Source organism: Pantoea hericii, assembly GCF_014155795.1.
Classification (GTDB): domain Bacteria; phylum Pseudomonadota; class Gammaproteobacteria; order Enterobacterales; family Enterobacteriaceae; genus Pantoea; species Pantoea eucalypti.
On sequence record NZ_SCKV01000001.1, the window covers coordinates 493826 to 517301 of the forward strand.

Sequence of the window (23476 nt, forward strand, 5' to 3'; positions counted from 1 at the left end):
ATCATTTGCGCTTTTTGAGAAACTCTTCCAGAGGATCGGCTTCGGATGGCCCGGATGCGCCAACCTTGGAGCGGCTGGCCGGGGTCATGCCAAATTCAGAGAGCATCGCCCGGATGCGTTTCCACGCATCGGACTTCATCACTGCTGCCGGATGTGCTTTAACAATATCCTCACCCGTTGCAGACACCGTTTTGTAGGTGTAGCCCTCTTCAGTAAGAACATCGCAGTGTTGCCGGTACTCGGTGTAAGCCTCGATCAGCAACTCAAGTGCTTTACCGTCGAGAGTGGTCATCACTCCGACCGCATCAAGCTCTTCGCCGATTCGCTTAAACCAGTACTTCCCCATCTTGTCCAGATGCTTCGGAACTGGGGGGACCCCAGAGGGCGGTTTTGGCTCTTTTTTGTTTACTGCCCGTTTTGATGGGTTCCCCTTCACCAAAGCCAGATGTGTCGGGGTTTTCGGTGGTCCTGGCATAATCGAAAACTCCTATTAATAACTGGTTGGGGGACCCCAAAAAAAGTTTTCTATCCTGCGGCGGTGTGAAAAAGGGTTAGGCGGCGGTCCTGAAAGGCGAAAGGGGGGAACTTTCGACCCGCCCTCCCCCTTCAAAAACCACCCAAATGAGAGTCATTCTCATTTCTGGCATTTCCGCACCAAAAAGGTGCACCATGACAGCATAAAACGATAATCATTATCATTTGATTCTATCTCTGGCTGTCTTCGCCTTGTGGCACGGCCAGCACAAAGCCTGAAGATTGCTATCGTCATCGGTACCCCCATGTGCTTTCGGGGTGATGTGGTCAACCGTCTTTGCCGCTGCGGGTCTGCCCTTTCGCAGGCATTCCTGACAGAGGTGCCGATCACGCTCAAGAACTCGTGCGCGTCTGACATCCCATTGACTGCCATAGCCGCGCTGGTGCCTGCTCATTCCGTTCTGATGCTGCTGCCATCCTTCATTGAGGTGATCAGCGCAATAGCCAGAGCGGTCTGTGGTTGTCTTAGCGCAGCCATGCTTACGGCACGCTCTGGGTATTCGTTGCGGCATCCAGTCTCCACGCCCTGCGGCGTTCAGTTCGTGGTGTGTTATCGGGATGGTGCTCAACCGTCGCCGCGTCAGCGTGATCAACCAGTGAGTAGCATGGGTACACCACTGCACCGCCGCACGCATCACCCACCGCGTAATCAGCAGGCGAGCCATGATTCCAGCGGCTGATAACCTGATTAAGTTTTGGCTTAGGGACGCTGTAGCAGACTCCATGAATCAGCCGGTTGAGTGTGATGTAATCTGCCTGTTGCCGGTCGGTATCAATAAGCTTTGTCGCTATCTCGGGTTGATACTGCGGCGGTCTGCCGGTACCGAGATAGAAGCTCAGCAGGTCGTCAGGGAAGCGCGATAGCCATTCAGCCACCTTTTGCGCGAAGCCAGATACCGGCAGTGCATCGTCTTCCAGTATCACTACCCGGCAGTCCTGCTGGCTGGCCCACTCGATAGCGCGACGATGATTCCAGTTCGCGCCATGATGATCCTCATCAATAAGCAGGTGAGCGTTAAGCATCTGTGCCAGGCGTTCTGCCTGATGCCTACGTGAGTGGTGGCCCACAACCACAAAACTTATTTGTGCTTCCACCAGGCAAACTCCTTACCGATACCATCTGATTTAAACACTGTGTGCACATGGGGGCCGGTGACCAGCCTGTCACTGTATCGATGCGCAGCAATGCCAAAGGCAATCATGTCGCCAACAGCTGCTGCTTTCACTTCCTGATTCCAGAAGCGCAGCGATTCGATGTGGTAATAGAGGCGGACGATGCAATGGGCTATTGCCATCACGTCAGCACGAGCGCCACCAAGCAGACCGGCATTCAGCATCACATCATTCTGGTGCTCAGCGAGAAAAGCCTGATAAACACCTTCAGGATGCTGCTGCTTAGCCCATGTGTCTGCATAGGTTTTAGGTTCAGAACCAACGTAAATTTTGCCCTGCTCCATCCCTTGCCACGGTTCGCGTAGCATCTCAAGGTCAGTACCATCAGTACACCAGACGAAGTGATATTCAGGATGATCGCGAAGGTGCTGCCAGATATGCAGCCAGCGCCGGAAGTAAACATTCATCTTCACATCAGTAACGGCTACCAGCGACGCGCCTGCAGGTGCGGTAGTCAGCTCATCGGCCAACACTACAGCGGCGGCACCTTTGACCGATGCCGCCCATTTAGCCAGCAGGTCAGGCGATGCCGTCATTCTGGTGCCGCGCTGCGGGTCCGGTTGACTGGTCAGCAGTGTGGTAATCACCACGTTTCGCTGCTGCCGGTACTCTGTGTAACCGGTGTAACCGCTGTTGCGGCGTTCATTGTGAATCGTGACGTTGCGCTTCACCTGCTCTTCACGGTCAGGCTTTGGCACTGAACGCTCTACGGCCTGATGCTCATCAAGTGAGTAAATCAGCTTTTCTGACCCAGCGACATCAGCAAACGCCCAGCTGGTTAACCCTGCGTTGTGGATGCGCAGTGCCAAATCAGAGTGCTCATACATGCCACGCTGGTAGATGGGATCGAATCCGCCAACCTTCTCAATCGCACTGCGGTGGTAATACAGCATCACGCCGCGTTGGCCGGTATAAGCTATGTGCCGGTCATCCTGATACAGCACCGCAATGTCGTTAAGTTTTTGCCCGGTGGCAAAATCCTGAAACTGGTAAGCCAGATGTGGCTCAGGCGATTCAATGTAAGGCCGTTCCCAGCCACCAGTAATCGGCCATGCATCATCGTCCCACAGGAACAGGTGCTCACATCCGGCATCAATCAGCGCCTCAAGGCTGGCGTTTTTAGCGGCCACGATACCGCGTGAGGTTTCATGCCGTATGACCCTGACGTCCTCAGGCACTGATACTGTTATGGCTGAACCGTCATCAATAACAACCACCAGCGCACCGGCCGGCAGGAACTTCAGCTGATGCTCAAGGGCGCGGGATAAAACGTCATGGCGGTTATGGGTGCTGATGGCGATACCGATGTTCAAATCCCTTTCAATGACCGGCACGTATTGCACGCCATCAATCGCAACTTCCATAATTACCCCAACAAAAAACCGCCCGAAGGCGGCCTTTAAATATTCTATCGATTAAAAGTACTGCCCCAGAATAAACCCATCAATTTCTTCAATTTTTATTCTGAGCAGGCTATTAGGTAAGGGATTTAGCTTACCTCCACCGAGCGTGAATGAAGCCTCTTTGAGGTGAAGAAAGTTTTGTGGATACTCAAAGCTCTCATTTTCTCCTGCCTGATAGTAACTTAGCCCTTCACTGAAGTGCTGAGACAGAAGCTGTGACGTGTCGTTATTTACCTCACTTAAAGCTTTAATCTGAGTTTCGTAATATTCACGACCAGAAACTGTGACTCCTGTTACCAATGCCCCTTTGACAAAAAGCGTGATTCCAATTCCAGAATTATGCTTATTTGCTAAATCAGCAATAGAGAGTAAATCAGCATCTTTCATCTTATAGGCAAGAACTTCATTCAAATCATTCTGAGACATTGTGTAACCTCCTTACATGATTGGAGATACACCTTACCTTTAGGATAAATCTTAGTGAAGCAAAATTTATACTTGCGACTTTGCACCGTTTTTACAGCCTGGCTAACGATTACTCCGTCTCGGGTAATTTTAATTAAAAACAAAGTGGTGATTCAGTATCACCATGCATTCTTTACCCAGATCGCTTTTTGATAAATCGCCTGAAAAATACCTATGATGATTTTGTCTAATGAAATCCCAGGCATGTAAGACCTCTGGCTCTCCATCAAGAAGGTGCTCCAACACCAGTTTTGACGTCATACACTCCTCAAAATGAGTTGAGAGTTCTTCACATCTATTTTGGTGCGTCTTTCTGATGTAACCCGAACCAAGATACTCTGGCAACGATGTTAGGCAGGTTGCGTAGTGACTTATGGCAATTTTGAAATTTAAACGGGCCTTCAGTTCATCTTGCTTTTTCCACCGAAACATAGCCCATAAGGCTATCACTCCTGTTAGCAGGGTAAATAATGCTGAAGCAGCAGCCCAAATTGTCGCCCACATACCTATATGTCTCATTGATTTACGTAAATTAATAATAGAGGCATGTGAGTTAAATTTCATTATCAGGCGCACTCGCAAATGCGCCTTGTGATGATCTCAGCAGTCTGAGTCTGGTCGGGCTACAGCACGACACGCCGCCATACAGGCACGCTGCATATCCTTGTGTGCTTCACGCAACCACTCATTTGCATCCCAGCATTCTTGCGTGTTCCGCAGGCTTGGGTCAGAGTCCAAATCCATAGCGTGCTGTTTCAGCAATGCAATGAACTGGCGACTCAGCTCTTTGAACTGATTCATCTTGCCGATTTCGCCATAAGAGAGCGTCCGATAGCCCTTAACGGTGCTGCCGTCCTGCGGTTTTGCTTCGCTCATGATTTTCCTCTCATTAATGTTACCGCTTACGCTTGCAATGACGATGTATGCCTTTAATATTTCAGAATAACAATAAATAGTGTTCCTCTTTGAATGGCCCTGCACGGGGCCTTTTTTTAATCTTTGACTTTCATAACTGGTTCGATTGGCTTCACATGCGTGAACATGAAGCCTTCATAAGAATTTTTTACTGGTTAAACGCGCTTAATCCTCAGCAATGGTGAAGCCACCCGCTGATAATTCATAGTGTTTATGCTGAAAAGTGAACTCATTGAATGCAGTTTTCAGCACAAAAAAAACCGCCCGGAGGCGGCTTAGTGCTCGTGTTTATTTATTAATGGATTACAAAGAGCGATTTGCAGTGCGGGCATAACAAAGCTTGCTCTTTTGAAACCTTCGTAACGGACTGCTTGGACGTTTTCCCGCAAACTGGACACTTAGCGTCAGTGTTGATTCTGGCGATACGGTCCATTACCTGACTGAAGTAGGACATGGTATTCGGCCTTTCTCATGAATGAGACTAATCATAACACTGCTGGTTATTTTTTAATCATAACCATTACGACTAATCTTAAGATATATCATGAAAAGATTAGTTAATCACGCAAGGCCATTGACCGGCTCCCCATTGATTAGCCTGCGCTTGGATTTAATCAGCAGACAAAATTCTCGGTGGCTACCTAAGGATTAGCTATCAATATCATTTACATGAATTATAGCCATGTAAGGAAGACTGCCACCAACCTCTCTATCCCTCATCTCATAATCCAGTATGTCAAAACACAGCATCTTAGCGCCCTGCCTCAACAAAATTTTTTCACCAATATCGAATGGGCAGGTTCGATCTTTGAACGGTATCAGAAGTTGGTTGTTTGTGGTGTCCGCTTGCCCGATATACGTAATATTTTCGAACGAGAACTCGTCAGGAAACAGAGCTTTTTTCGAAGCCATAGCCGTACCTTGCCCATTAAATGTGTGAAATCAGATCATCACATTTAATGGGCAACAGGAACAGGATGCATATCAAGCTTCCTGACTGCAGCACGATCAATATTGCACTGCCCAAGAGCGCCATATAACTCAGCGTTGAGGCTTACGCTGTCACCGAACGTCATATACTGTGACGGCGCTGGTACATCAATTGGGCTGGTCAGTTCAGCCGGAAGGCTTAGCTGTGGCTGCTTTACTGTCCGGTACTCCACCAGCGGCTTTTGCTGCGTTACGCAACCGGTCAGCAGCATCAGGGGGAACAGGAGCAACAGCACACTTGTCCGCCGCAAGGTAACGCTTAATTTCATTCTGTAATTTCCGATTCTGCTGGGCTGTTACGGCACGCTGCTCTGTGACCTGACTCATCACTTCGTTTTGCTGCTTAACGGCTGTTACCAGCTCAGTGACACTGGATGCCAGGTCATCGTTCTTTGAACGCAGGTCCTTAATCTGATCGTCTTTGCTGTTTGCCAGCTTTTCAAGTCTGTCGTTCGTTGCTTTCAGCTGTGAGTTACTGGCATTCAGCCCCCACAGCGCCACGCAGATAAGACCGATGATGACCAGGCCTGAATTGTTTCGGATAAAGCCGATTACGTTGAACATAGAATCCCCTTAGATTTTGATAAGCGGGATTTCCGGTCGTCCAGACCATTGGTGCCACCGTTAATGATTCTGGTGATGCGGAGAACATCATCAGAGTCTGCCAGCTCGTTTAAGCCGTGATTCTTCCACCATGCCGCAGCAGACATCGCAGCAAAGCGATAGCCCAGCAATAAATCAGGGTTTGCCACTACATCAGCGCCCAGCTGTTTTACCAGTGCTGCATAGTTGGCCTTGCCGGTAATCTGAATCAGGCCGCGACCGCGATAGCGGTAACCATCACCGGAATCAACATCACCATTACCGTTACGATTTGCGTAAATGATGCTGGCGATCATCTTCTGGTTAGCCACATGCATCGCATTACGACCATAGGCTCGGGCCTGCTCAGCGGTGATGCGCTTGCCAAACATTGCCGTAAGCGCGTTCTCACTGTAGTTCAGCCCCTCTTCCACCTTCAGGAACCCGGCTGACTCATGCCCCGTCTGCGCCAGAAAGTGAGCCTGACGCAATGGCGTACTTATCTGGAACGCAGAGAGGCTTGCCGCTATATGAGGAAACCATGCATCACGCAGCGCATTACTCACGCCGGTCGCGAGCTGAAAACTACTGGCTGTCAGCATTACTGTCTCCCAATCGCTTATCTATCTGGCGGCGTATCTTCGTTGACACGTAGTCCACACCGAGGAAGCCAAGGAAGACCGCAGCAACCCGCGTAATGTCTTCACTGAAGTGCCAGTTGAACACCGAACCAATCACCTGCAGGCTTGGCTGCAGGAAGAAGGCGAAGACGCTGCACATCGCAGCATCAAGCAGGCGGCGTGACCATGCGTCTTTTCCAACGTAAGTGGCTCTCAGAATCGCCATGACTCCGGCAAGACCCGCATAGCCGGTTTCGTTTTTGTGGGCATAAAGCCAGGCGATCAGGCTTGCCCAGAACCCAACGTCTTTGTCCGGCATGCGTTTCATCCTCACCTCCGTTAATTGGCAGGTGCTGTCAGTAGTCATAAGAAAGATGCGCAACACCACGGTGTCAAAAGTGTGTGTGGAGACTGATTGGTGTGCGCAAAAACGAAAAAAGGCCGCTCTTTGGCGACCTCTTTGTGTAGGAACCCTGACGCGATAGCGGTAATAGCCTTGCCCGTCGGCAACAGGGTTAATTATTTATACCTTGCAGGATATGATTAAAAACCATCCCTTCAGGTTATGCGGCCAATAAAAAACGCCTCCAGGCTGGTGAGGCCAGAGGCGCTTTGACATCCACATTTGGAACTGACTTTTAGCAGATAAGCTGCACTGCTTGGTAATCGACCTTATCAGATTACTAAGGAAATTGCGGACCGCGTGAGAGGTTTTTTCAATATTTTTTTCGGCGTCAATTCGGCATCCATATCCAGCCGAACGTCAAGCATCGCCAGACAGCCTTCAATGAATCCCTCGGCCATCTGAATCTCAATTCTAACCACCTTCTCATCTCGCCTGGCCTGCTTTGCCAGGGTGCGCTTAGAGATATTAAAAAAGTAATGCAGCACGATTATCGCATGCTCATCCGGGCGCTTTTCTTTAAGCCGAGCCAGACAGCCCTCAATGATTAATCCGTCATTATCGCTGCAAGTGAGCGTTAATTTTGAATCCTGTGACAGCAAGCCTTTAAAGCCTGCCGCAATTGATGAGTAATCCACACCGCTGCTGTCCGATTTTGCCCAGCCAGCCCAGCGCTCTAATACCTGTGACATGTCACGCATATTTAATCCTCTCCACACACTTTATTTTTTATCTGTCCCGATAACGCCGACTGCAATCGCGAAATCCAGGAACCTGAATAGCAGCTCAACCTGACTGCCATAATTCGACTCAAAAAGTTTTGGGTCGCGGTGTAACTCGTCGTGATGCGCCCTGCAAAGCGGTATCACGAATAAATCATGGGCCTTTGTTCCCATTCCTCCCTGTCCATGTCCGATGATGTGATGAGGATCGTCCGCCTGACTGCCGCAACATGCGCAGCTCTGCGACTTAACCCACCGTGTGTATTTCTCACTCTCCCAGCGCTTACGCTTGGGCCGCTTCATGAATGATTCTGGTGATTCCGGGTCAGTACGTAAGCTGATTATCTTTTTGACGACCTGAGCAGCATCCTGAATAACTTCGCGTGCCGGACGCATCGGAACAATCCGCGACTCTTTGAGTTCGCCAGCCTGTATGGCTTCCTTTGGCATGCGCAGAACGCGCCGCGCTGGTGCCTCCGGTATCAAATCAATCAGGTCATTCAGTGAGGCCCACCAGCATAATTCCGGTAGTGTCATCTGGTGATCGCCGCTTAGCGCCATCTGGCTGCATGCAGCTCTGATTATCCAGAGTGCGGTGTTGCCTTTGGCGATATTCTCAAGGCTACCGGGGACGCCGTTTTCCCTGAACTCATTATCGTGGCTGTAGCAAAGAGACACCAGGCCGTTTTCGATTTCTGACACTGTGAATTCATGGTGATGCCATGTTTCGGGCTGTTCCCACTGACAGCAACCAAATGACTGGACGAAGGATGCCAGCGCATTAGGACCACCAGCAGCCGCTATCACACGTTCGTGGCCGAAGAAGGGAATCAGTGAGGGTTCATCAAGCAGCGGTTGTGTACCGTCATTCAGTCGCCCTGATGGTAGGTCTGCCATATCCATTGTAGGAGTGCTGATCACAACGCGAGATCTAAACAGCTTCAGCAGTTCCGGCCCCGGTTTGAACAGCACAATACCGGTGCGCGGTGCTATTTCCGGTGTAAGCAGTGCTCTCACTCAGCACCGCCTGTAGCCTTATAAGCGGTCCATAGCCCACCAATCCACTGGACACCCTTAGCGGTAAAGCGTGACTGACTGAACATGTAATTTGATTCTGTAGTGGTTCCGGTTCTGACCTCAAATCGACCAGCCTCAATGTGCTGGCTGTAAGGAGTCAGGACGCCATTGAGCCGGTACATAACCCGGCTTTCAATCAGGAACAGGCGAAGCTCTGGCTCTTTAGCATCAAGAAGTTTTGCTACCTGTCGAAATGTCATTGAACTGGTGGCAGTGACGTAGCGATCCACGAACGCAACCTTTGGTGCGGCTTCCGTTAGCTGCAGCTGCAGGCGCTCTTTCTCCTCTTCCGCTTCGGCGGCCAAGCGGAGTGCCTCGGCAAAGGTCTGAGGGATTTTAACTGGCTGGCGTTCCTCTAACTCATGCAGTCGCTTGATCACTTTCATGCGCAGAATGGCGCTGTAACCGGTGATAAGGCATTCGGTATGCTCACGGTCGAGGTGATACTCAGTTCGCTGCCGGTTCATGGTGTCGAAATAGATAAGCTGGAATTTCAGCGCATCTTCTCCCAGGTCATCCAGCATACGGCGGATATCTACAGTGACATTTTTGTGTTCTTTGCCTGTCAGTTCGGCAATCTCACGGCTGGTCATGATTGGGGATTGAATAGCATTGACTACAGGCGCAATAGCGCCCGCTGATTGATTCAGCATTTTGACCTCTCCACACACTGGAACAACGTTTTTAGATGGTCCCGACCCATCACCTGCAAGTAAAAGGGCCCAACCTATACAGTTAGCATCAGCTCTATGCCTTAAGCATCTATACTAAAATGCCATTAAAGTTTATTCCACACTATTCCTTTGATCCATTATAGCTACTTTTAATCTACCTGATTTGATACCGAGCAACAAATAATAATTAAAAATATATATTGTTATTTTAAATAACCCTTCTTGAGATTCTATTTTTATAATAACCACCCCGCTGAAAAATTAGCTGTATTTAACTCAAAGGTTTCATTGATGTTATCCTTTATTATAGGATGCAAACGCGGTTAGAATACATTTGGAGGATTTCGGATCTGGCTAATGAACTCATCAAAAACCTTTTGGTTAAGAAGTTCCATTTCATAATCTATATTCTTTTTTGAATGCATTACAAATTTATGCTGCAACTCAATGTAATTTATCAAAGAAACCATCTCTTTATGTAACTCATTATAATGTGAGTCTGATGATTGTTCCATAAAGACTGATCTTTCATCACCATCCTCTTTACCTAGCAGCAAACACCAGTAAATATCTGCACATAACAGCGCCTTTAAAGCTAGAACAGTCAAACCTAAAATCTCATGACCCACTATATCTGTTGTAGGATCTTTTTGAAGATTAATAAAAATAGCTATAAAGGCGCAACGTATAAATTGAGCCCTTAACACAGGGTTTGGGTGATTACCCAAAGAGTGTATTCTTCCAGAATATAAGCCGTTATTATTATGATGCAAGATAAGAAATAACACATTTAACCCACAATGAAGAAAATATGCATTACCAGAATCAATGACTTTATTCTTTCTTGTAATGTATGCAAATGTTAGATCCATAGCCTGGAGGTCAGCAAGGATCTCACGTGCCTGTTGTTGTTTGTTCTTTTCTTCAATGGCATCTGCACTAAAATTACTTTTAATGAGGTTATGACTTTGAAAGTGGTGAGAAATCTCGTGAAAAAATAAGAATGTTAAAGCTAACTCAAACATGATAAATCTAGCTAAAGTATTATTTTCCTCAAAACTTTCTTGCAAGAATGGTTTTTCTTTCAAAACTTCACTATATTTTTCAAGAGCTTCTTTTGTTTTCTTCTTGGAAAAATCTGAAGCATAATGCCTTCTAATTCTTGGAACTCCATCCTCAACATGAAACAACACCCTGCTTCTGAATTGATACCTTAGGTAGGCAACATAACTTTCTAGCTCATCAATATCACTCATCTCAGATTTATAAAGAGGAAAAAGCATGCAATTGCGATATATCTCTTGAATTAAAGCATAATTTATCACAACAGTATTTTTTTCGTAATTAAACCCTGCATTTAAATTGTATGAATCTTCACGAATTGTGAATTTTATCTCCCTCTTAACCTTATGGCTTTCTTCAGCCCATTTACACAAATTAGTAAGAACATCAGATGCATACTCACTAATTTTTAGATTATCGTAAACTTCAATTCCTGTGAAATAAGAGCTATTTAATGGCATATGGAGACCTTCTTTTTTGAAAACTACCTATAGGCTATATTTAAAAGTGAAGCACTGCTGGACTGCGAAATCCAACCTACTAAGCTGGTTGGATTTCAACAAGCTCATACGCTTGCAAGCTGCTGACTGTTTATATTATCGTGAAATCCACGCCCCATCTAGTATATTTAAAAATTATCATCTTTTTTATGAGAATAGCTTCTCTAATAAAAGAATGTCCAGGTTAATATTTTACGGATGTGAAATATTTAATGATAACCTTAGCTTCGTCACACTTAACTTGATTTTCTCACATAACGGTAATTAGCTTTATTAAGCTTCCATAGGCCAAAATACCCGCATGTATAATACTATCAAAGGTTTCCTAGGATTAGTTATCAAGATCGCGCTGTCGCTTGTCTGGCGGGAAGAGCAGCATGCTTACCTCTACGTTCACTGTAATTTGATGCGGGCGGCGTTTGAGCTGCTGAAGAACGGCGGCAAATGCATTGGAGCGGAAACAGCGCCCGTAGGCGCTGATTAATACTCCCTTTCTGGTGTTACGCCAGTACGTATTAACGCTTGGCAGGAACGGAAGGGTTAACTTCATGCAGCGCTCTCTCCCACATCAGGGATAGTCATCTGACCAACCACCTCACGAACGGCCTGACGCAGCATGCGGATGTTTGACCAGCAATCACGGTCGGTCTGCTCCACCAGTTCGATAAACTTCTGAACCGTGCAGGTCTTGTCCTGGCGAACTTCAATCAGAACCGCTGAGAAGCGCTGCAGCTGCTCTGCTGCCAGCTCTGAATCATCGTACTGCTCTGATACCCACAGCTTCAGTTCAAGATCATCCTGATGCTGTTTGATCAGGCGGACTGCGCTGGCAATCGTCTCTGCTGGCACTGTTACACAGGTAGGGTTCTCTACGGAGTCTGCCGCCCAGGTATGCGCCCACTTGGATTCGCTGTAGGTGTATTCGGCTTTCATTTTGAACGCGGCAATAACGCACGCCCACACTTCAACGCCGCTCTGCTCAAGAATTTCGTGCTTCAGCAGTGGCAGGTCATCACCATCGACGTTCTCAGCCTTAACCGGGTTCGGTTGTTCGTTTACTGATTGAGTCACGCCGTAATGCTCTTTGGCGATCAGAACAATGTCCATCAGCTCAGCCGCCTGCAGGTCAGTTTCAAAAGTAAGTGTCATGCGAGCACCCTCCTCGTCCTGCTCGGTCTGGCAATGCTTAGCAATCAGCTCTACCAACTTGCGTGCCTGAGCGGCGCTGAATTGCGGCATAGCATCTGTTTTGGTCAGCTTCTTCTTGCCTGCTGCTTTCGCCTTCTGCATCTGCTCCTGCGCTACCGATGATGCTTTTACGCCGTGCTCACGCTGCAGAGCTACTGCTGTGGTCGCTGCCACTTCGCCAGACTTCACCATTTCAATCAGCGGCTCGCCAACGGTCAACAGCTGGAGGTGCTGTTCTACATCGGTGATCGAACGCTTCACCTTGGCAGCAATCTCTGCTGGCTCTAAGCCCTGATTCACGAGGCGCTGATAGGCTGCGGCACGTTCCAGCGGCAACAGGGCGCGGCCCTGACTACTGGTAACCATGAACGCCACGCTGTCAGCCTCACTACCCACGAAATCCTTACACTCAAGTCGCAGCGTGTAGCCTGCTTCCTGCGCCAGCTTCGCACCGTAGTAACGATGATGGCCGTCGATAATCTTGATGCCCTTCTCCGTGACCTTAACAGCCAGCGGAGGCACATGCTCACCAGCGATAAAGGCGTCCCGGAATTCCTCGACATGGGTCTGATCGATATCACGGATGTTGTAATTAGTTTCAACATAGAGCTCATCAACGCCCAGCAGGTAGGTTTTGCGGGTGGTTATATCGATTTCAGCTTTGCCCTTTTCGGAGTCTTTGTTTTTGTAGACCTGATATAAATTACTCATGCTGTGGTCAACTCCCATGTCAGGACAATAATCAGGGCGGTAATCATCACGGCTGTTGCTCGGATGGCCCGGTAGAAAATCTCATTGCGTTCGTAATGGCTCTTCAGGTGCGCTTTCATTGGCGAACCTCACTCAGGAAGCTTTCACCGATACGGCCTGTATCAAGGCCGCCGTAGCTGCCACAGTTGAATGAACCCCTTACAGCGCAGCGGTCGCAGTTCTCTTTGGCTTCGTTACGTGATGCGTCGAACTTCGCCACCAGCATCGCCTCGCGCCATATCTGAGCTGCACGAAGCCAGAACCCTTTGCTCTCCAGTTCGGCGGCCAGCTTCGCCTTGTGGCTGAATTTCTCGCTCTCAACCGGTAACGGGCCGGTGTTGATTGAATAACTCCAGTCGCTTGCCCGTTTAAGCAGCCCTTTAGCAAACAACGGTTTGATAAAGTGCCTCACGGAGGTTTCATGCAGGCCAGTGAGCTTGCAGAGCTGGCGCACCTTAAGCGGACCATTGCGGGTTATCAGTTCAAGAATTTTTGATTCGTGGTTAATCATCGCTCTATCCCCTTATGCGCCGCGAAAGCCGTCAGGAATTTCATAATCCATTGATGAGATAGCCATCACATCACGCTGCCACTTACCGTTGATGCACTTAGGCCGCCCCGCTTTATCCCACTTCTGCGCGGAACTCAGATAGCCGGGGAACTTGCCTGGCCGGAAAATTGTTTCCGGTCGGACGTACTCACACATTTTTGGGTCTTCAGCCCACTTAGCGATTGAGTAGTCCACTGTGAGGATCAGCTCATCAGCAGTGAAATCTTCTCCCAGGCGACCGCGAATTGGTGCCAGTGAGGATTTTGATTTCTGAAAACGCATACCAGCTGCACGGTTAAGATGTTCAAGCACACTGAAAGCAGCCTGATTTGCATCTGGGGCGTGGTCGGGTTGCCCCGCAACCTGACAAGAAGGGGTTGTTGTAATCTCTGTAGTAATCTCTGTTGTATTCTCTGTAACATTGGGACAATTTGACCCGATGGATTGGGACAACTTGTCCTTATCCATAGGGACAGATTGACCTTTTCGATTGGGACAAATTGTCTCTCTCGATAGGGACAAATTGTCCGTATCGGCCAGTAAAGGGCTCGCGTAGTTAATTGCGTAATAATTAGTCTGGTCGTGCTGGCTTTTTTTAAGCTGCTCAACATAAATCAGACCCATCTTTTTCAATGACGAAACCGTTCTTTGTATAGTCTTCGCGGTCCACCATGGAAACTGCTCATTCCAGGCATTAATGCTGTTATAAACCCAGCGTTTGCCGTCATATTCGATGCCAGCAGTGGTGTCTTCCAGCCAGTAACAAATTTGCTGCAGCACAATGGCCTCGTTAATGCCAATACGCAGAGCGAGCATCGGGCTGATAACCAATGGCTTAACTTTCAGAAGTAGGCTCATGACTTACACTGACCTCCCTGAAGTACAGCTTGAACCGTTCGAGAGAGCTGAAGCACTCGCCATGTTCATAGTTGTCACGCAGGTAGATAACCCGGTCGTTCTCTGGCTCCCATCGAATGACCCGCACATGGATTCCGCGTTTATCGCGGAAGATTCTGTCAAGTTCTCGCATTTGACCGCCTTCATTCGCTGACTGGCATCACCCACAGCCCAACTAACAAAGCTGTGGTTAACTTCTTCGCTAACGCCGGGTACATTAAGCACATACCGCAGCGGCTCACTGCTGAAGCGGCCACCAGCTGAAGGCAGGCAACGGAATTGCGGTAAGCCTGATAATCTGGTTAAATTGATCACGCGATTAGTTCTCCACACACGTTGATTTAGTCGCATCGAACGCCGCGGACTGCAATCCTGCGGCGTTCACCTTTTCTGGCGGGCAAAACACGCGATACAGCAGCGTAAGATGCTCCTGCCACTTAGCCATTACCTGATAGCTGTTCTCTTCAATCTGCTCCCGTTCAGCCGCATCAATCACACCGTCAGCGGTTGCCTTACGGATGTAGGCAGAATGTTTACCAATCCACTCAACCGACTCCATCAGACGCTGATTAATGTCCGCGTTATCAACATCCTCAATGTCCACCAAAGGGACGTTAACGCTGTTTGACTGGCGGGAAACTGCATTCGCAATGTGTTTGGTGCCGCTTGCCTGCTGCAGGACCATTGCCCAGCCCATTGGGAAAATCTGATCGCCATTAGTGCGCAGGCGGTTAAACAAAGCATCTTCAGTCACGCCCAGCCATTCAGCTGCTTCCTCGTATCCACCCGGAAGACTAGAAATGGTCTTCTTGATTGCAGCCACCAGCCATGCTGGTTGCTTTTCTACCTGCCAGTGCTTTTGATCCACGGTTTACCTCTGTTTCCTGTGGTTATCTTTACGAAGCGTTTGAAGTAGGCTTGTCGTAAAGGGACGGTTGAAATTTGAGTTTGCCTTTAGTACGGAAGGCAGCTTCGGCGGCACGGCCTTTTGGAATTAAACCGCCCGGACGCTTTCGCCACTGATAAAAGGCCTCGGGTGAAACATTGAAAAAGGCTGCCGCCTTGTTTGGTGTACCGAAAAACTTCTCTAAATCACTGGTAGTCATCTTGGCCTCCCCTAAGAATACTTAGATAGTATTTTCTAAATTAACTTTGGTCAATAAAAACTAAGATAACTTAGTCACTTTTCATTTAGAGGATTTACTGTGAGCTCTCTTGGGGGGCGCGTTAGGGCGCTACGCATGGAAAAAAGGCTGACGCAGGGCCAGCTTGGTAAAGCAGTAGGCGTTTCGGACGTGACCATAGGCTATTGGGAGCGCGATCAGAACACACCTGGTGGTTTGAAGCTTTCTAAGTTAGCTTCTGTGTTAGGTGTAAGCGAAACGTATTTATTGTACGGTAAGGAAGATGAACCAAACATTGCGCCAGCGCCTATTGGCAGCATGAAGGTTCCAGTAATAAGCTATGTGCAAGCTGGAGTTTGGAGCCCTGAGTGTGATGCGCGCAATTTAGAAGGGAATATTGATTACGTGTTTAGCACTGGTAACTTCTCGAAGGGGACATTTGCCTTAAAAATCAAGGGAAAGTCGATGGAGCCAGATTTTGTTGAGGGGGACCTCATCCTTATCGATCCAGAACTAAGCCCTCAGCCTGGCGATTATGTTGTGGCTAAAAATGGCGAAGACGAAGCGACCTTTAAAAAGTACCGAGCCAGAGGTGTAACTGAAGACGGCAAGGAAATTTTTGAGCTTGTTCCTCTTAATGAAGACTTTGCTGTACGTAGTTCGGCCAAAGAAAAATTTAATATCATTGGCGTTCTCGTCGAACATCGTCGCCTCATGAGGCGTTGAAACATCTAAAAAATTGAAGCCTAAATTTATTTAGGCTTTTTTCTTGACCTCCAATCTAAGTTATCTTAGATTAATTGCAGATTACTTAGCCGCGCTTGCAGCAGGCGCCGTTTTTAAAATTTTGTGGAGAGGCCATGAAGATGATTAAGAACATGTCGAACACATCGGTAAAGGACTTGGTTACCTTTCTGCGCCTCTTCCCGGATGCCGATGTGATCTGCTGTGGTGATGCAGGAGTGGTGAGTGTGCAGTGTGATGTTGAAAACGTAGTTCGGGGTCCAGCGTTTTAAGAATACGGAATTGCTGTGTTGGCGGTTACTCACAATGTTTTTAACCGCCCTTTTTCACAACGATAAGGGCATTTGCAAAGCGGGTGTTTTCGAACGCTTTAGAGACGTGGAGTAAATGTCCTTTTCGTTGTGGTGAATGCGGCCAGCGCACGCGGAAGACTGACAAAGATTGCACACAGTCTAAGAGTTTCCGCTCTGGTGTCTGTCAGTCTGACCAGAGCACCGGGAGGCACCCGGCACTGCAACAACATTTCAAATGTGTGGAGTAATCGGGCTGTGGGTTATTGCAGTAGCTCACCAGCCAAATTAAACGAATCCCAAAAGTTTTTATTGCCGTCACTGGCAAGGGGTTCATGCAACCAAAAATCGTGTGTGGAGAGTTTCATGGAAAAGCCTTTTGACCATATCACCGTAGGCATTATCACCCTGCCCTACAGCCATATCCTGAACGGCTGGATATTACCTGACGGGTCTGTAGTCACCAATCCAATTAAGGCGCAGAACGAAGCTGAGCGCCTTAACAGCACCATCACCATTCACTGAGGGCAATGACATGCATCACTTCAAATCGAATAAAGAAGTTGTCGCTGCCGGCCACCAGTTCGCTAAAAGCATCAGTATGGAAACGCCACTGATTGAAATGGCAAAGATGGTGGCTGAGCTGTCATCACGCCTCGACGTTGCCACCGTTCGCGCCAATCTGATGTCTGCAGAGGTACTGCGTATTAAAAGCATGCTGACTGACACCATTTCAGCGCTACAGGCAGCAGATGCTGATATGACCCTGATTGATGACCTTAACGCAGCGCTCGCTACTCCAGCTTGTGATCAATGGATTCTCACCCTACGCGGTGAAGCTCTTTGGGAAGCACGCCGGGCAGTAAAAACGCTGGGTAACCACCAGCAACCGGGTATCTTACATGCGATCAACATCATTTCGCAGATGGAAATGGATTTGCTCCGCCCACGCACTGTAACGCTGAAGGTGGTGTCATGAAAAAGGTCGCCCAATTCCGGCGCAGCACCGGCGCTAATGCCGGATTCAGTGAAAAGTTAGCCTGGCAGTTATCAAAAGGCCCGGCAACTGGCCGCGAGCTGGCAGAACGTCTCGGTATGACCCTCAGTGAGTTCAACCGTTTGGTTCTCCACATAATGCGCAGAGGTGGCGAAACGCTGCAGGTTGACGCCTCAAATCAAATCTGTCTCGGCGGCGGCTCAATTGACCGCACTTACACCCTGACCAGAAACCCGCGCCGTGTTGCTCCCCCACCATGCAAGCCGATGGTGATCAACCACAGCAATGACTGCTCCGAAGAAGCTAAGAAGCGTAACCGTGAAGCAGCTAAACGCCGCGCCCGTCTGATTTCCAGCGGGCTGTATCTGGAATGCATGGGTTAAGGAGACGATTCGATAAGCAATAAGCTTGAGGGTTATCAAACCAAAGCATCATCAATTTCATCCAACAAGTCGGAACCTTGATTATGGATATTGCCAACCTTTTTAGTTACCGGATGCCAGCTGAAGTCGTTTTCAGGAACAGACGAATCATGAGCAATTTCCTGTGCACGTTCCGGGCTGGTTTCGACACTGAGCCATTCACGTACAGCGTCGGCGGTGAGCACCAGTGGTCGGCGGTCATGAATATCTACCATGCCTTTGTTACTGGCAGCGGTCACAATAACGAAGCCTTCATGGCCGTGATCTGTACTGAACGGCGCTTTACCAATAGAGGCGAAGAACAGGGGTTGATCATTCTTGTGGTGAATGAAATAGGGTTGCTTCTTGTTACCCTCTTTCTTCCATTCGAACCAACCATCTGCAGGCACGATTGCACGCCCATGCTCCCAGAGCGGCTTAAACATACGCCCACTGGCAGCAGTTTCGCCGCGAGCGTTGATGAGTGGCTGCATGTTCCACCACTCAGGGCCATAGCCCCAGTAAACAGGGTCGAGGTGCAATTCATTTTCACGTTCGTTAAGCAGCAAGACCTTTGTACCGGGAGCCACGTTAAAGCGCCCTATTGGCTCAGGGTCATAGATAATTTCGTCAGGCTTCACGCCGAGGGCTTCGAAATATTCATCTCTACTGCTGTACTGCGCAAATCGTCCACACATGTTGTACCTCCTTCAATAAGCATAGTGCAGGATGAGGAGGTGGACGCGTGAGCAAGACAGCTGCAGAACGTAAAGCCGCGCAGCGTGCCAGACAGGCCGTTGCCGGAGGTAAAAAGCTGGAGCTGGCGCTGGATAGTCAGGAACTGGAGATGCTGGCGCATAACTGCGCCGCACGCCGCCCCGGTCGTGAACCGTATGAGCTTAACGAGTATATAGCGCTGCTGATTCGAAAGGATGCCGCTGAACTGTCACAGCAGCTGGAGGTGATGGCAGAGCAGCAATGCGGGAAGTGCAAGGAGCAACTGCCAGTGCAGTTCTGCCCCTGTCAGGGTGAGGCTGCGTGCTGGACAACAAATGGATGGCATGAGTTAAAGCTGGTGTTATAACTGTCGTGACATGTCACGGAGAAAAATATGAAAATTAACCAGCAATATCTAAAAGATTTACTTATTGCCTTTGAAGATAATGAAGGGCCTCAAACAAACATTCTTGAATTACAAGAAGCTGGCTTTGATTTTTCTGAACAATTATTCATTTTTCATATGCGCTTATTAGATGATAAAAACCTTATTGCTCGAATTGATGGCGAGCCGGGCTTTGGCTTTTACACTGGTGCAGATGATAGCGGAAGCTGGGCAGTTTTGCCTTTAAGGCTTACTGCTCAAGGACATGATTTTATTCAGGCTCTTAGGCAAAAAGAAGTATGGAACTCAGTCAAAGAGAATTTCAAAGATGTAGGTATGTCTACATTGATTGATGTTTCGAAAGAGCTCGCAAAGGGTTTTGCTCTCAAACAAGCAAAGAGACTGACTGGATACGATCCTGATTAAACTTTAAAAATCCCGTTGCAGCGGGGGTGTGTGGAGAAAAATATGCATCAAGATTTCATGAGTGAAAAAGAAGTTATGGCTGAAATTGGTAAAGCGAGAACGGCGCTCTGGAGGCTGCGTAAACAACATGGCTTTCCTGCGCCAGTGCTAACACATCCGGCGCGGTATAGTCGCAAAGCAGTTGAAAAATGGATTTGTGATGGGGGTGTTAACCGAGCTGTTTAACGTGCCAGAATATTTTATCTGCGTACAGCTCATATGCCTTTCTCTGATCTTCCAGCCAGTCGTGTTTGTTGTACACAGCCATGACACCGCCAAGTTCATGCCCCAACATTTTCTCAGTTACATGGGGCATGATTCCTTCACTTGATAAGTTAGTCGCCAGAGAGCGGCGGAAGTCATGGGTGCGCCATTCAGGAATATCAATCGTCTCCCTCAGTTTCCGCATATACAGATTGGAGGAAGAGCGATCTATAGCTTTATCGAGCTCCTGACCTGGAAACAGAATCTTACTCCCATTATTAAGAAGGCGTTCAACCATGGGCTTCATTTGTTCGAAGATCGGACGCCTGATGATGTTGCCCATCTTTGAGTGCTCAGATGGCGTGGTCCATATCCAATCTGTGGTATTGAATTCAGCAGCATTAGCCAGGCGAAGCTCAGACAGACGAGCCCCCCAAAGCAACAGCATTTGATGCAGCAGCCTGTTAGATGTGACGATCTTATTGTTCTCAAGTGCCAGCCATATCTTTGCCAGCTCGCTGTAGGTCAGAACGCGATCACCAACATCAGGCTTCTTGCCAATATTTTTGACACTCAGCTTAGTGATCTCACATGAAGGAATCAGCTGACGGCTAATGCACCAGTGGATGACTGACCGGAGTTGAAGCAACAGAACGCGGGCTTTCTTCTTATTCAACTTCTCTTGCTTATCAAAAAACTGCACCCAGGCTGATACAGGGATGTTAGCAACGGGAACATCCTCAAACTCGCTGTACATTGTGTTGTACACAACCGATTTGTACAGCACCTGAGTATTGTGCTTCAGCCCTTTAACGTATTTTTCCCACCAGTTATCGAGACACTCTTTCAGTGTCAGCTCACCGGTGCTACCGGCAAAATAGGTTTTTGGGTTGACCCCCTTCATGTACAATCCACGCATCTCACCAACAGCAATTCGCGCATCTTTCAATGATGTTGAGGGGTAGCGACCAACAGTGAGACGAACAGGCTTTCCATTCCAGCGATAGCGGTACTGAAATGTAATCGTGCCAGACGGCGTGATTCGAACGCTCAAGCCGTCACCGTCAGTTAGCTCAGCTGGGCCGTTGTAAGCTTTGCCGTTGATACTTCTTAATTTGGTGTCACTCAGCGCCACTGTGATTTCCTGTACACACACTTTGAAAGCATTCTGTACTCAATGTGTACTCAATGGCAAGTGAACGAAGCAATGTTAAAGGTGAATAGCAGGAAACCGAGTGAAACAAAATAGAGCATAAAGCTTGTAAAAATCTGAGGTTTTACGATAGGATGCGAACCGTCGGAACAACTTCAAAACCTCCGCGAACAACGTCCTCTTAGTTAAATGGATATAACGAGCCCCTCCTAAGGGCTAGTTGCAGGTTCGATTCCTGCAGGGGACACCATATGTTAGCCCACCTAAGTATCTTAAAGTCTAGTCAACTCTTCAATTTCAAACGTTTACCTTCTTTTCGTAGCCCACTAACGTACACCGTCATATTTCAAAATCCACGCTGTTTTGTTGGTACATATGTTGGTATTTTAAGTTCGATAATGCAGATACCATCAGAAGAGGGTTTTTAGTATGGCGCTCACTGAGTTAACAGTAAGAAATACAAAGCCTTCTGATAAACCTGTCAAATTGACAGACGGTAATGGTATGCATCTTTTGATCACCACAAGTGGTTCCAAATACTGGCGTTTCCAGTATCGCTTCGCTGGCAAACAGAAAATACTCGCACTGGGTGTCTATCCTGAGGTTTCATTGTCCGAAGCCAGACGACGAAGAGATGAAGCTCGTCAGCTCGTTGCAAACCATGTAGACCCAAGTGAGAAGCGAAAAGCGCAAAAGATTGAGAGCAAGGGCTTGCTAACATTTGAGCAAGTTGCACGACAATGGCATACCAGTAACAGAACCTGGTCAGAAAGTCATAGAACAACTGTTTTGAACAGCCTTGTTTCCCATGTGTTCCCTGTCATCGGCAAACGTAATATCAGCGAGCTAAAAACTCGTGATTTGTTGGTTCCTTTGAAAAAAGCAGAAGCTTCAGGACACCATGAACTGGCTTCCCGCTTACAACAGCGCATTACGGCGGTAATGAGGTATGCCGTTCACAATGCTTTGATTGAACAGAATCCTGCAAACGACCTCGCTGGTGCTGTTGTTTCCACTAAAAGTGTTCATCGCCCTGCCCTTTCTCTGGAACGATTGCCAGAGCTTATGAATCGTTTGGAAGCATATAAAGGAAGAGGCATTACCCAAATTGCAGTGCAGTTAACACTCCTGACCTTTGTCCGTTCGAGTGAACTGCGATTTGCTCGCTGGTCAGAAGTCGATCTCAAAAATTCACTGTGGACTATCCCCGGAAAGCGACAACCTATGGAAGGGGTAAAATATTCTGCAAGAGGGGCAAAGATGAAAACGCCTCATTTGGTTCCATTAAGCTCACAAGCCAAAGCACTTATGGAAGAGCTTCATACGATCAGTGGTAACAAAGAACTTATGTTCATTGGTTTTACCGGGGACGACAAACCTATCAGTGAAAACACTGTCAACAAAGCACTCAGGGCGATGGGCTACGATACGAAAGCTGAAGTCTGCGGGCATGGTTTCAGGACTATGGCATGTAGTGCCTTAATCGAATCGGGATTGTGGTCAAGAGATGCTGTGGAAAGACAAATGAGCCACCAGGAACGCAACAGTGTCCGGGCTGCTTACATACACAAAGCGGAGCATTTGGAAGAACGGAGTCTCATGCTGCAATGGTGGGCTGACTATCTGGAAGCTTGTAAAGAAGCAGCACAGACACCTTTTTCCTTCTCTATTCAGCATTCAGAACAGTAAGTAGCAAACGATACGTATTAAATATTTTATAATCGATAACTCAATGTGGGCTGCGAATATCTATTAAGAATTTAAAGCTTTCCTTTGTAAGATAAACTCAAAGAGGTTGCTAATGAGCATATCGAAATAAATCTGATATTTGTGATAAGAAACTTCGCGATTTAGACTAATAAACTCAAACCGAATAAAAGCCAGCAATCAATGCTTGGCTTTTATATTTTAAAGAAAAATAATTTACATATACTTTATAATCTTTTTTTAAAATTATCATGCTCACCATCATCAGGACTTAATATGCTACTTACCTTAGTTTTTTCTTCTTTAACCCTTCTTCTGACCAGCATGTCCTCAAGGTTGTTCTCAAAATTATTATCAAACAATTCTTCTACGATCCAATGCTCAACCCTACCATTTGATTCGGTATAATGACCTGATAAATCAAAGTTATTTATTATGAACAGTGCTTTTTCAGCAAACTCAAGTTCAAAATATTTCCTAAAAATATCGATTACTATATTCCACCCTGGAAATTTTTTGAAGTGGTCATATACTCCTCTTTCAATAAGTAATTGTGATGTAGTCTCTCCAAGCCTAACCACGACTTCTTTTATATCATCATCTGTTATTTCTTTCTTATCCATAGTAAATCTCCTTTTTAATCGAAAATCATTAAACTATTAATCTTATTTTTTATAAAAGTCAAACCCACTCAATTAATTTATAACCAAAGAGAAATCATATTCTGATATTTTTGCTTAATTCTTATAGACAGTATCATTGAAAAAAATATTGATGTGTTTAT

The 23476-nt window shown here is 47.4% G+C and carries 35 protein-coding genes and 1 tRNA gene; 9 read left to right on the plus strand and 27 right to left on the minus strand.

Annotation, left to right across the window (positions count from 1 at the left end; all coding sequences use genetic code 11):
* Position 1: 1 nt before the first annotated feature.
* The 24 genes from H7K52_RS02140 to H7K52_RS02245 form a co-directional block, all read right to left on the minus strand.
* Complete coding sequence (locus tag H7K52_RS02140) at positions 2-475, minus strand: phage terminase small subunit P27 family (RefSeq protein ID WP_008925123.1); 474 nt, start codon at positions 473-475, stop codon at positions 2-4.
* Between the two features lie 220 nt (positions 476-695).
* On the minus strand, positions 696-1046 hold the full coding sequence (locus H7K52_RS02145) for an HNH endonuclease (protein ID WP_182629594.1): 351 nt from the start codon (positions 1044-1046) through the stop codon (positions 696-698).
* Complete coding sequence (locus H7K52_RS02150; RefSeq protein ID WP_220486717.1) at positions 1015-1632, minus strand: hypothetical protein; 618 nt, start codon at positions 1630-1632, stop codon at positions 1015-1017. The genes H7K52_RS02145 and H7K52_RS02150 overlap by 32 nt, the downstream gene beginning before the upstream one ends.
* The gene (locus H7K52_RS02155) at positions 1614-3071 is read right to left on the minus strand and encodes a glycosyltransferase family 2 protein (RefSeq protein WP_182629596.1); all 1458 of its coding nucleotides are present in this window, start codon (positions 3069-3071) and stop codon (positions 1614-1616) included. The genes H7K52_RS02150 and H7K52_RS02155 overlap by 19 nt, the downstream gene beginning before the upstream one ends.
* Before the next feature lie 51 nt (positions 3072-3122).
* A complete protein-coding gene (gene gvpU, locus H7K52_RS02160) occupies positions 3123-3536 on the minus strand; it encodes a gas vesicle accessory protein GvpU (protein WP_182629597.1) in 414 nt (137 codons plus the stop codon).
* A gap of 129 nt (positions 3537-3665) precedes the next feature.
* The gene (locus H7K52_RS02165) at positions 3666-4139 is read right to left on the minus strand and encodes a hypothetical protein (RefSeq protein WP_182629598.1); all 474 of its coding nucleotides are present in this window, start codon (positions 4137-4139) and stop codon (positions 3666-3668) included.
* A 36-nt stretch (positions 4140-4175) separates the two neighbouring features.
* On the minus strand, positions 4176-4451 hold the full coding sequence (locus H7K52_RS02170) for an Acb2/Tad1 domain-containing protein (RefSeq protein ID WP_182629599.1): 276 nt from the start codon (positions 4449-4451) through the stop codon (positions 4176-4178).
* 334 nt (positions 4452-4785) lie between these two features.
* Entirely contained in the window at positions 4786-4944 is a 159-nt protein-coding gene (locus H7K52_RS18850; RefSeq protein WP_220486693.1) for a YnfU family zinc-binding protein, read from the minus strand.
* 194 nt (positions 4945-5138) lie between these two features.
* Positions 5139-5402, minus strand: coding sequence for a hypothetical protein (locus H7K52_RS02175; RefSeq protein ID WP_182629600.1), 264 nt, complete (start codon positions 5400-5402; stop codon positions 5139-5141).
* A gap of 44 nt (positions 5403-5446) precedes the next feature.
* A complete protein-coding gene (lysC, locus tag H7K52_RS19070; RefSeq protein ID WP_476641275.1) occupies positions 5447-5692 on the minus strand; it encodes an Rz1-like lysis system protein LysC in 246 nt (81 codons plus the stop codon).
* Positions 5607-6044, minus strand: a complete 438-nt coding sequence (locus tag H7K52_RS02180) for an Rz lytic protein (RefSeq protein WP_039659660.1) — start codon at positions 6042-6044, stop codon at positions 5607-5609. The genes lysC and H7K52_RS02180 overlap by 86 nt, the downstream gene beginning before the upstream one ends.
* Complete coding sequence (locus H7K52_RS02185) at positions 6032-6664, minus strand: glycoside hydrolase family 19 protein (protein WP_182629601.1); 633 nt, start codon at positions 6662-6664, stop codon at positions 6032-6034. Before H7K52_RS02185 ends, H7K52_RS02180 begins: the two co-directional genes overlap by 13 nt.
* Entirely contained in the window at positions 6648-7010 is a 363-nt protein-coding gene (locus H7K52_RS02190) for a phage holin, lambda family (RefSeq protein ID WP_082668175.1), read from the minus strand. The genes H7K52_RS02185 and H7K52_RS02190 overlap by 17 nt, the downstream gene beginning before the upstream one ends.
* Before the next feature lie 347 nt (positions 7011-7357).
* Positions 7358-7786 (minus strand): antiterminator Q family protein, encoded by a 429-nt coding sequence (locus tag H7K52_RS02195; RefSeq protein WP_182629602.1) that lies wholly within the window; start codon positions 7784-7786, stop codon positions 7358-7360.
* A 21-nt stretch (positions 7787-7807) separates the two neighbouring features.
* Positions 7808-8824, minus strand: coding sequence for a DUF968 domain-containing protein (locus H7K52_RS02200; protein WP_182629603.1), 1017 nt, complete (start codon positions 8822-8824; stop codon positions 7808-7810).
* Positions 8821-9537 (minus strand): phage antirepressor KilAC domain-containing protein, encoded by a 717-nt coding sequence (locus tag H7K52_RS02205; RefSeq protein WP_182629604.1) that lies wholly within the window; start codon positions 9535-9537, stop codon positions 8821-8823. The genes H7K52_RS02200 and H7K52_RS02205 overlap by 4 nt, the downstream gene beginning before the upstream one ends.
* 344 nt (positions 9538-9881) lie before the next feature.
* Positions 9882-11081, minus strand: a complete 1200-nt coding sequence (locus H7K52_RS02210; protein ID WP_182629605.1) for a hypothetical protein — start codon at positions 11079-11081, stop codon at positions 9882-9884.
* A 370-nt stretch (positions 11082-11451) separates the two neighbouring features.
* Positions 11452-11670 (minus strand): RusA family crossover junction endodeoxyribonuclease, encoded by a 219-nt coding sequence (locus H7K52_RS02215; RefSeq protein ID WP_259400602.1) that lies wholly within the window; start codon positions 11668-11670, stop codon positions 11452-11454.
* Positions 11667-13019, minus strand: a complete 1353-nt coding sequence (locus H7K52_RS02220) for a ParB/RepB/Spo0J family partition protein (protein WP_182629606.1) — start codon at positions 13017-13019, stop codon at positions 11667-11669. Before H7K52_RS02220 ends, H7K52_RS02215 begins: the two co-directional genes overlap by 4 nt.
* A gap of 115 nt (positions 13020-13134) precedes the next feature.
* The gene (locus H7K52_RS02225) at positions 13135-13569 is read right to left on the minus strand and encodes a PerC family transcriptional regulator (RefSeq protein WP_182629607.1); all 435 of its coding nucleotides are present in this window, start codon (positions 13567-13569) and stop codon (positions 13135-13137) included.
* A gap of 12 nt (positions 13570-13581) precedes the next feature.
* Positions 13582-14466, minus strand: a complete 885-nt coding sequence (locus H7K52_RS02230) for a conserved phage C-terminal domain-containing protein (RefSeq protein WP_182629608.1) — start codon at positions 14464-14466, stop codon at positions 13582-13584.
* Positions 14444-14638 (minus strand): DUF4222 domain-containing protein, encoded by a 195-nt coding sequence (locus tag H7K52_RS02235; protein WP_182629609.1) that lies wholly within the window; start codon positions 14636-14638, stop codon positions 14444-14446. Before H7K52_RS02235 ends, H7K52_RS02230 begins: the two co-directional genes overlap by 23 nt.
* A 186-nt stretch (positions 14639-14824) precedes the next feature.
* Positions 14825-15373, minus strand: a complete 549-nt coding sequence (locus H7K52_RS02240; RefSeq protein WP_182629610.1) for a YmfL family putative regulatory protein — start codon at positions 15371-15373, stop codon at positions 14825-14827.
* Positions 15374-15401: 28 nt separating this feature from the next.
* Positions 15402-15611 carry a Cro/CI family transcriptional regulator gene (locus H7K52_RS02245; RefSeq protein WP_089414382.1) on the minus strand — a complete coding sequence of 70 codons (210 nt, stop codon included), beginning with the start codon at positions 15609-15611 and terminating at the stop codon, positions 15402-15404.
* A 99-nt stretch (positions 15612-15710) separates the two neighbouring features.
* On the opposite strand from H7K52_RS02245, the gene H7K52_RS02250 reads away from it, so the two are divergent.
* The 4 genes from H7K52_RS02250 to H7K52_RS02265 all read left to right on the plus strand — a co-directional run bounded on the left by H7K52_RS02250 (position 15711) and on the right by H7K52_RS02265 (position 18043).
* Entirely contained in the window at positions 15711-16355 is a 645-nt protein-coding gene (locus H7K52_RS02250; RefSeq protein ID WP_182629611.1) for a LexA family protein, read from the plus strand.
* A gap of 674 nt (positions 16356-17029) precedes the next feature.
* Entirely contained in the window at positions 17030-17188 is a 159-nt protein-coding gene (locus tag H7K52_RS02255; protein ID WP_182629612.1) for a DUF1317 family protein, read from the plus strand.
* Positions 17189-17198: 10 nt separating this feature from the next.
* Positions 17199-17642, plus strand: a complete 444-nt coding sequence (locus H7K52_RS02260) for a hypothetical protein (protein ID WP_182629613.1) — start codon at positions 17199-17201, stop codon at positions 17640-17642.
* Entirely contained in the window at positions 17639-18043 is a 405-nt protein-coding gene (locus H7K52_RS02265; protein WP_182629614.1) for a hypothetical protein, read from the plus strand. The genes H7K52_RS02260 and H7K52_RS02265 overlap by 4 nt, the downstream gene beginning before the upstream one ends.
* A 35-nt stretch (positions 18044-18078) precedes the next feature.
* Here the strand turns inward: H7K52_RS02265 and H7K52_RS02270 are convergent, their stop codons facing one another.
* Positions 18079-18759 carry an SOS response-associated peptidase family protein gene (locus H7K52_RS02270; protein ID WP_182629615.1) on the minus strand — a complete coding sequence of 227 codons (681 nt, stop codon included), beginning with the start codon at positions 18757-18759 and terminating at the stop codon, positions 18079-18081.
* A 47-nt stretch (positions 18760-18806) separates the two neighbouring features.
* Between H7K52_RS02270 and H7K52_RS02275 the strand changes: the two genes are divergently transcribed.
* From H7K52_RS02275 to H7K52_RS02285, 3 genes are read left to right on the plus strand one after another with little or no spacing between them, the layout of a single operon-like run.
* A complete protein-coding gene (locus tag H7K52_RS02275; protein ID WP_182629616.1) occupies positions 18807-19145 on the plus strand; it encodes a hypothetical protein in 339 nt (112 codons plus the stop codon).
* Between the two features lie 27 nt (positions 19146-19172).
* Positions 19173-19589: a DUF2513 domain-containing protein gene (locus H7K52_RS02280; RefSeq protein ID WP_182629617.1), complete on the plus strand. Its 417-nt coding sequence runs from the start codon at positions 19173-19175 to the stop codon at positions 19587-19589.
* A 42-nt stretch (positions 19590-19631) separates the two neighbouring features.
* Positions 19632-19814, plus strand: coding sequence for a helix-turn-helix transcriptional regulator (locus H7K52_RS02285; protein ID WP_182629618.1), 183 nt, complete (start codon positions 19632-19634; stop codon positions 19812-19814).
* On the opposite strand, the gene H7K52_RS02290 is transcribed toward H7K52_RS02285, so the two are convergent.
* Complete coding sequence (locus tag H7K52_RS02290; protein ID WP_182629619.1) at positions 19798-20967, minus strand: tyrosine-type recombinase/integrase; 1170 nt, start codon at positions 20965-20967, stop codon at positions 19798-19800. The two genes, H7K52_RS02285 and H7K52_RS02290, sit on opposite strands and share 17 nt — an antisense overlap.
* A 193-nt stretch (positions 20968-21160) precedes the next feature.
* On the opposite strand from H7K52_RS02290, the gene H7K52_RS02295 reads away from it, so the two are divergent.
* A tRNA-Arg gene (locus tag H7K52_RS02295) sits at positions 21161-21235 on the plus strand.
* A gap of 179 nt (positions 21236-21414) precedes the next feature.
* Positions 21415-22674 carry a tyrosine-type recombinase/integrase gene (locus tag H7K52_RS02300; RefSeq protein WP_182629620.1) on the plus strand — a complete coding sequence of 420 codons (1260 nt, stop codon included), beginning with the start codon at positions 21415-21417 and terminating at the stop codon, positions 22672-22674.
* 245 nt (positions 22675-22919) lie between these two features.
* On the opposite strand, the gene H7K52_RS02305 is transcribed toward H7K52_RS02300, so the two are convergent.
* Positions 22920-23315, minus strand: a complete 396-nt coding sequence (locus tag H7K52_RS02305) for a hypothetical protein (protein WP_182629621.1) — start codon at positions 23313-23315, stop codon at positions 22920-22922.
* Positions 23316-23476: the final 161 nt, after the last annotated feature.

Excerpts from the sequence above, each read along its gene's own strand:
- H7K52_RS02140 (WP_008925123.1), bottom strand. The coding sequence starts at position 475 with ATGCCAGGACCACCGAAAACCCCGACACATCTGGCTTTGGTGAAGGGG.
- H7K52_RS02145 (WP_182629594.1), bottom strand. The coding sequence starts at position 1,046 with ATGCCGCAACGAATACCCAGAGCGTGCCGTAAGCATGGCTGCGCTAAG.
- H7K52_RS02155 (WP_182629596.1), bottom strand. The coding sequence starts at position 3,071 with ATGGAAGTTGCGATTGATGGCGTGCAATACGTGCCGGTCATTGAAAGG.
- gvpU (WP_182629597.1), bottom strand. The coding sequence starts at position 3,536 with ATGTCTCAGAATGATTTGAATGAAGTTCTTGCCTATAAGATGAAAGAT.
- H7K52_RS02165 (WP_182629598.1), bottom strand. The coding sequence starts at position 4,139 with ATGAAATTTAACTCACATGCCTCTATTATTAATTTACGTAAATCAATG.
- H7K52_RS02170 (WP_182629599.1), bottom strand. The coding sequence starts at position 4,451 with ATGAGCGAAGCAAAACCGCAGGACGGCAGCACCGTTAAGGGCTATCGG.
- H7K52_RS18850 (WP_220486693.1), bottom strand. The coding sequence starts at position 4,944 with ATGTCCTACTTCAGTCAGGTAATGGACCGTATCGCCAGAATCAACACT.
- H7K52_RS02175 (WP_182629600.1), bottom strand. The coding sequence starts at position 5,402 with ATGGCTTCGAAAAAAGCTCTGTTTCCTGACGAGTTCTCGTTCGAAAAT.
- lysC (WP_476641275.1), bottom strand. The coding sequence starts at position 5,692 with ATGCTGCTGACCGGTTGCGTAACGCAGCAAAAGCCGCTGGTGGAGTAC.
- H7K52_RS02180 (WP_039659660.1), bottom strand. The coding sequence starts at position 6,044 with ATGTTCAACGTAATCGGCTTTATCCGAAACAATTCAGGCCTGGTCATC.
- H7K52_RS02185 (WP_182629601.1), bottom strand. The coding sequence starts at position 6,664 with ATGCTGACAGCCAGTAGTTTTCAGCTCGCGACCGGCGTGAGTAATGCG.
- H7K52_RS02190 (WP_082668175.1), bottom strand. The coding sequence starts at position 7,010 with ATGAAACGCATGCCGGACAAAGACGTTGGGTTCTGGGCAAGCCTGATC.
- H7K52_RS02195 (WP_182629602.1), bottom strand. The coding sequence starts at position 7,786 with ATGCGTGACATGTCACAGGTATTAGAGCGCTGGGCTGGCTGGGCAAAA.
- H7K52_RS02205 (WP_182629604.1), bottom strand. The coding sequence starts at position 9,537 with ATGCTGAATCAATCAGCGGGCGCTATTGCGCCTGTAGTCAATGCTATT.
- H7K52_RS02210 (WP_182629605.1), bottom strand. The coding sequence starts at position 11,081 with ATGCCATTAAATAGCTCTTATTTCACAGGAATTGAAGTTTACGATAAT.
- H7K52_RS02215 (WP_259400602.1), bottom strand. The coding sequence starts at position 11,670 with ATGAAGTTAACCCTTCCGTTCCTGCCAAGCGTTAATACGTACTGGCGT.
- H7K52_RS02220 (WP_182629606.1), bottom strand. The coding sequence starts at position 13,019 with ATGAGTAATTTATATCAGGTCTACAAAAACAAAGACTCCGAAAAGGGC.
- H7K52_RS02225 (WP_182629607.1), bottom strand. The coding sequence starts at position 13,569 with ATGATTAACCACGAATCAAAAATTCTTGAACTGATAACCCGCAATGGT.
- H7K52_RS02230 (WP_182629608.1), bottom strand. The coding sequence starts at position 14,466 with ATGAGCCTACTTCTGAAAGTTAAGCCATTGGTTATCAGCCCGATGCTC.
- H7K52_RS02235 (WP_182629609.1), bottom strand. The coding sequence starts at position 14,638 with ATGCGAGAACTTGACAGAATCTTCCGCGATAAACGCGGAATCCATGTG.
- H7K52_RS02245 (WP_089414382.1), bottom strand. The coding sequence starts at position 15,611 with ATGACTACCAGTGATTTAGAGAAGTTTTTCGGTACACCAAACAAGGCG.
- H7K52_RS02255 (WP_182629612.1), top strand. The coding sequence starts at position 17,030 with ATGGAAAAGCCTTTTGACCATATCACCGTAGGCATTATCACCCTGCCC.
- H7K52_RS02260 (WP_182629613.1), top strand. The coding sequence starts at position 17,199 with ATGCATCACTTCAAATCGAATAAAGAAGTTGTCGCTGCCGGCCACCAG.
- H7K52_RS02265 (WP_182629614.1), top strand. The coding sequence starts at position 17,639 with ATGAAAAAGGTCGCCCAATTCCGGCGCAGCACCGGCGCTAATGCCGGA.
- H7K52_RS02270 (WP_182629615.1), bottom strand. The coding sequence starts at position 18,759 with ATGTGTGGACGATTTGCGCAGTACAGCAGTAGAGATGAATATTTCGAA.
- H7K52_RS02280 (WP_182629617.1), top strand. The coding sequence starts at position 19,173 with ATGAAAATTAACCAGCAATATCTAAAAGATTTACTTATTGCCTTTGAA.
- H7K52_RS02285 (WP_182629618.1), top strand. The coding sequence starts at position 19,632 with ATGCATCAAGATTTCATGAGTGAAAAAGAAGTTATGGCTGAAATTGGT.
- H7K52_RS02300 (WP_182629620.1), top strand. The coding sequence starts at position 21,415 with ATGGCGCTCACTGAGTTAACAGTAAGAAATACAAAGCCTTCTGATAAA.
- H7K52_RS02305 (WP_182629621.1), bottom strand. The coding sequence starts at position 23,315 with ATGGATAAGAAAGAAATAACAGATGATGATATAAAAGAAGTCGTGGTT.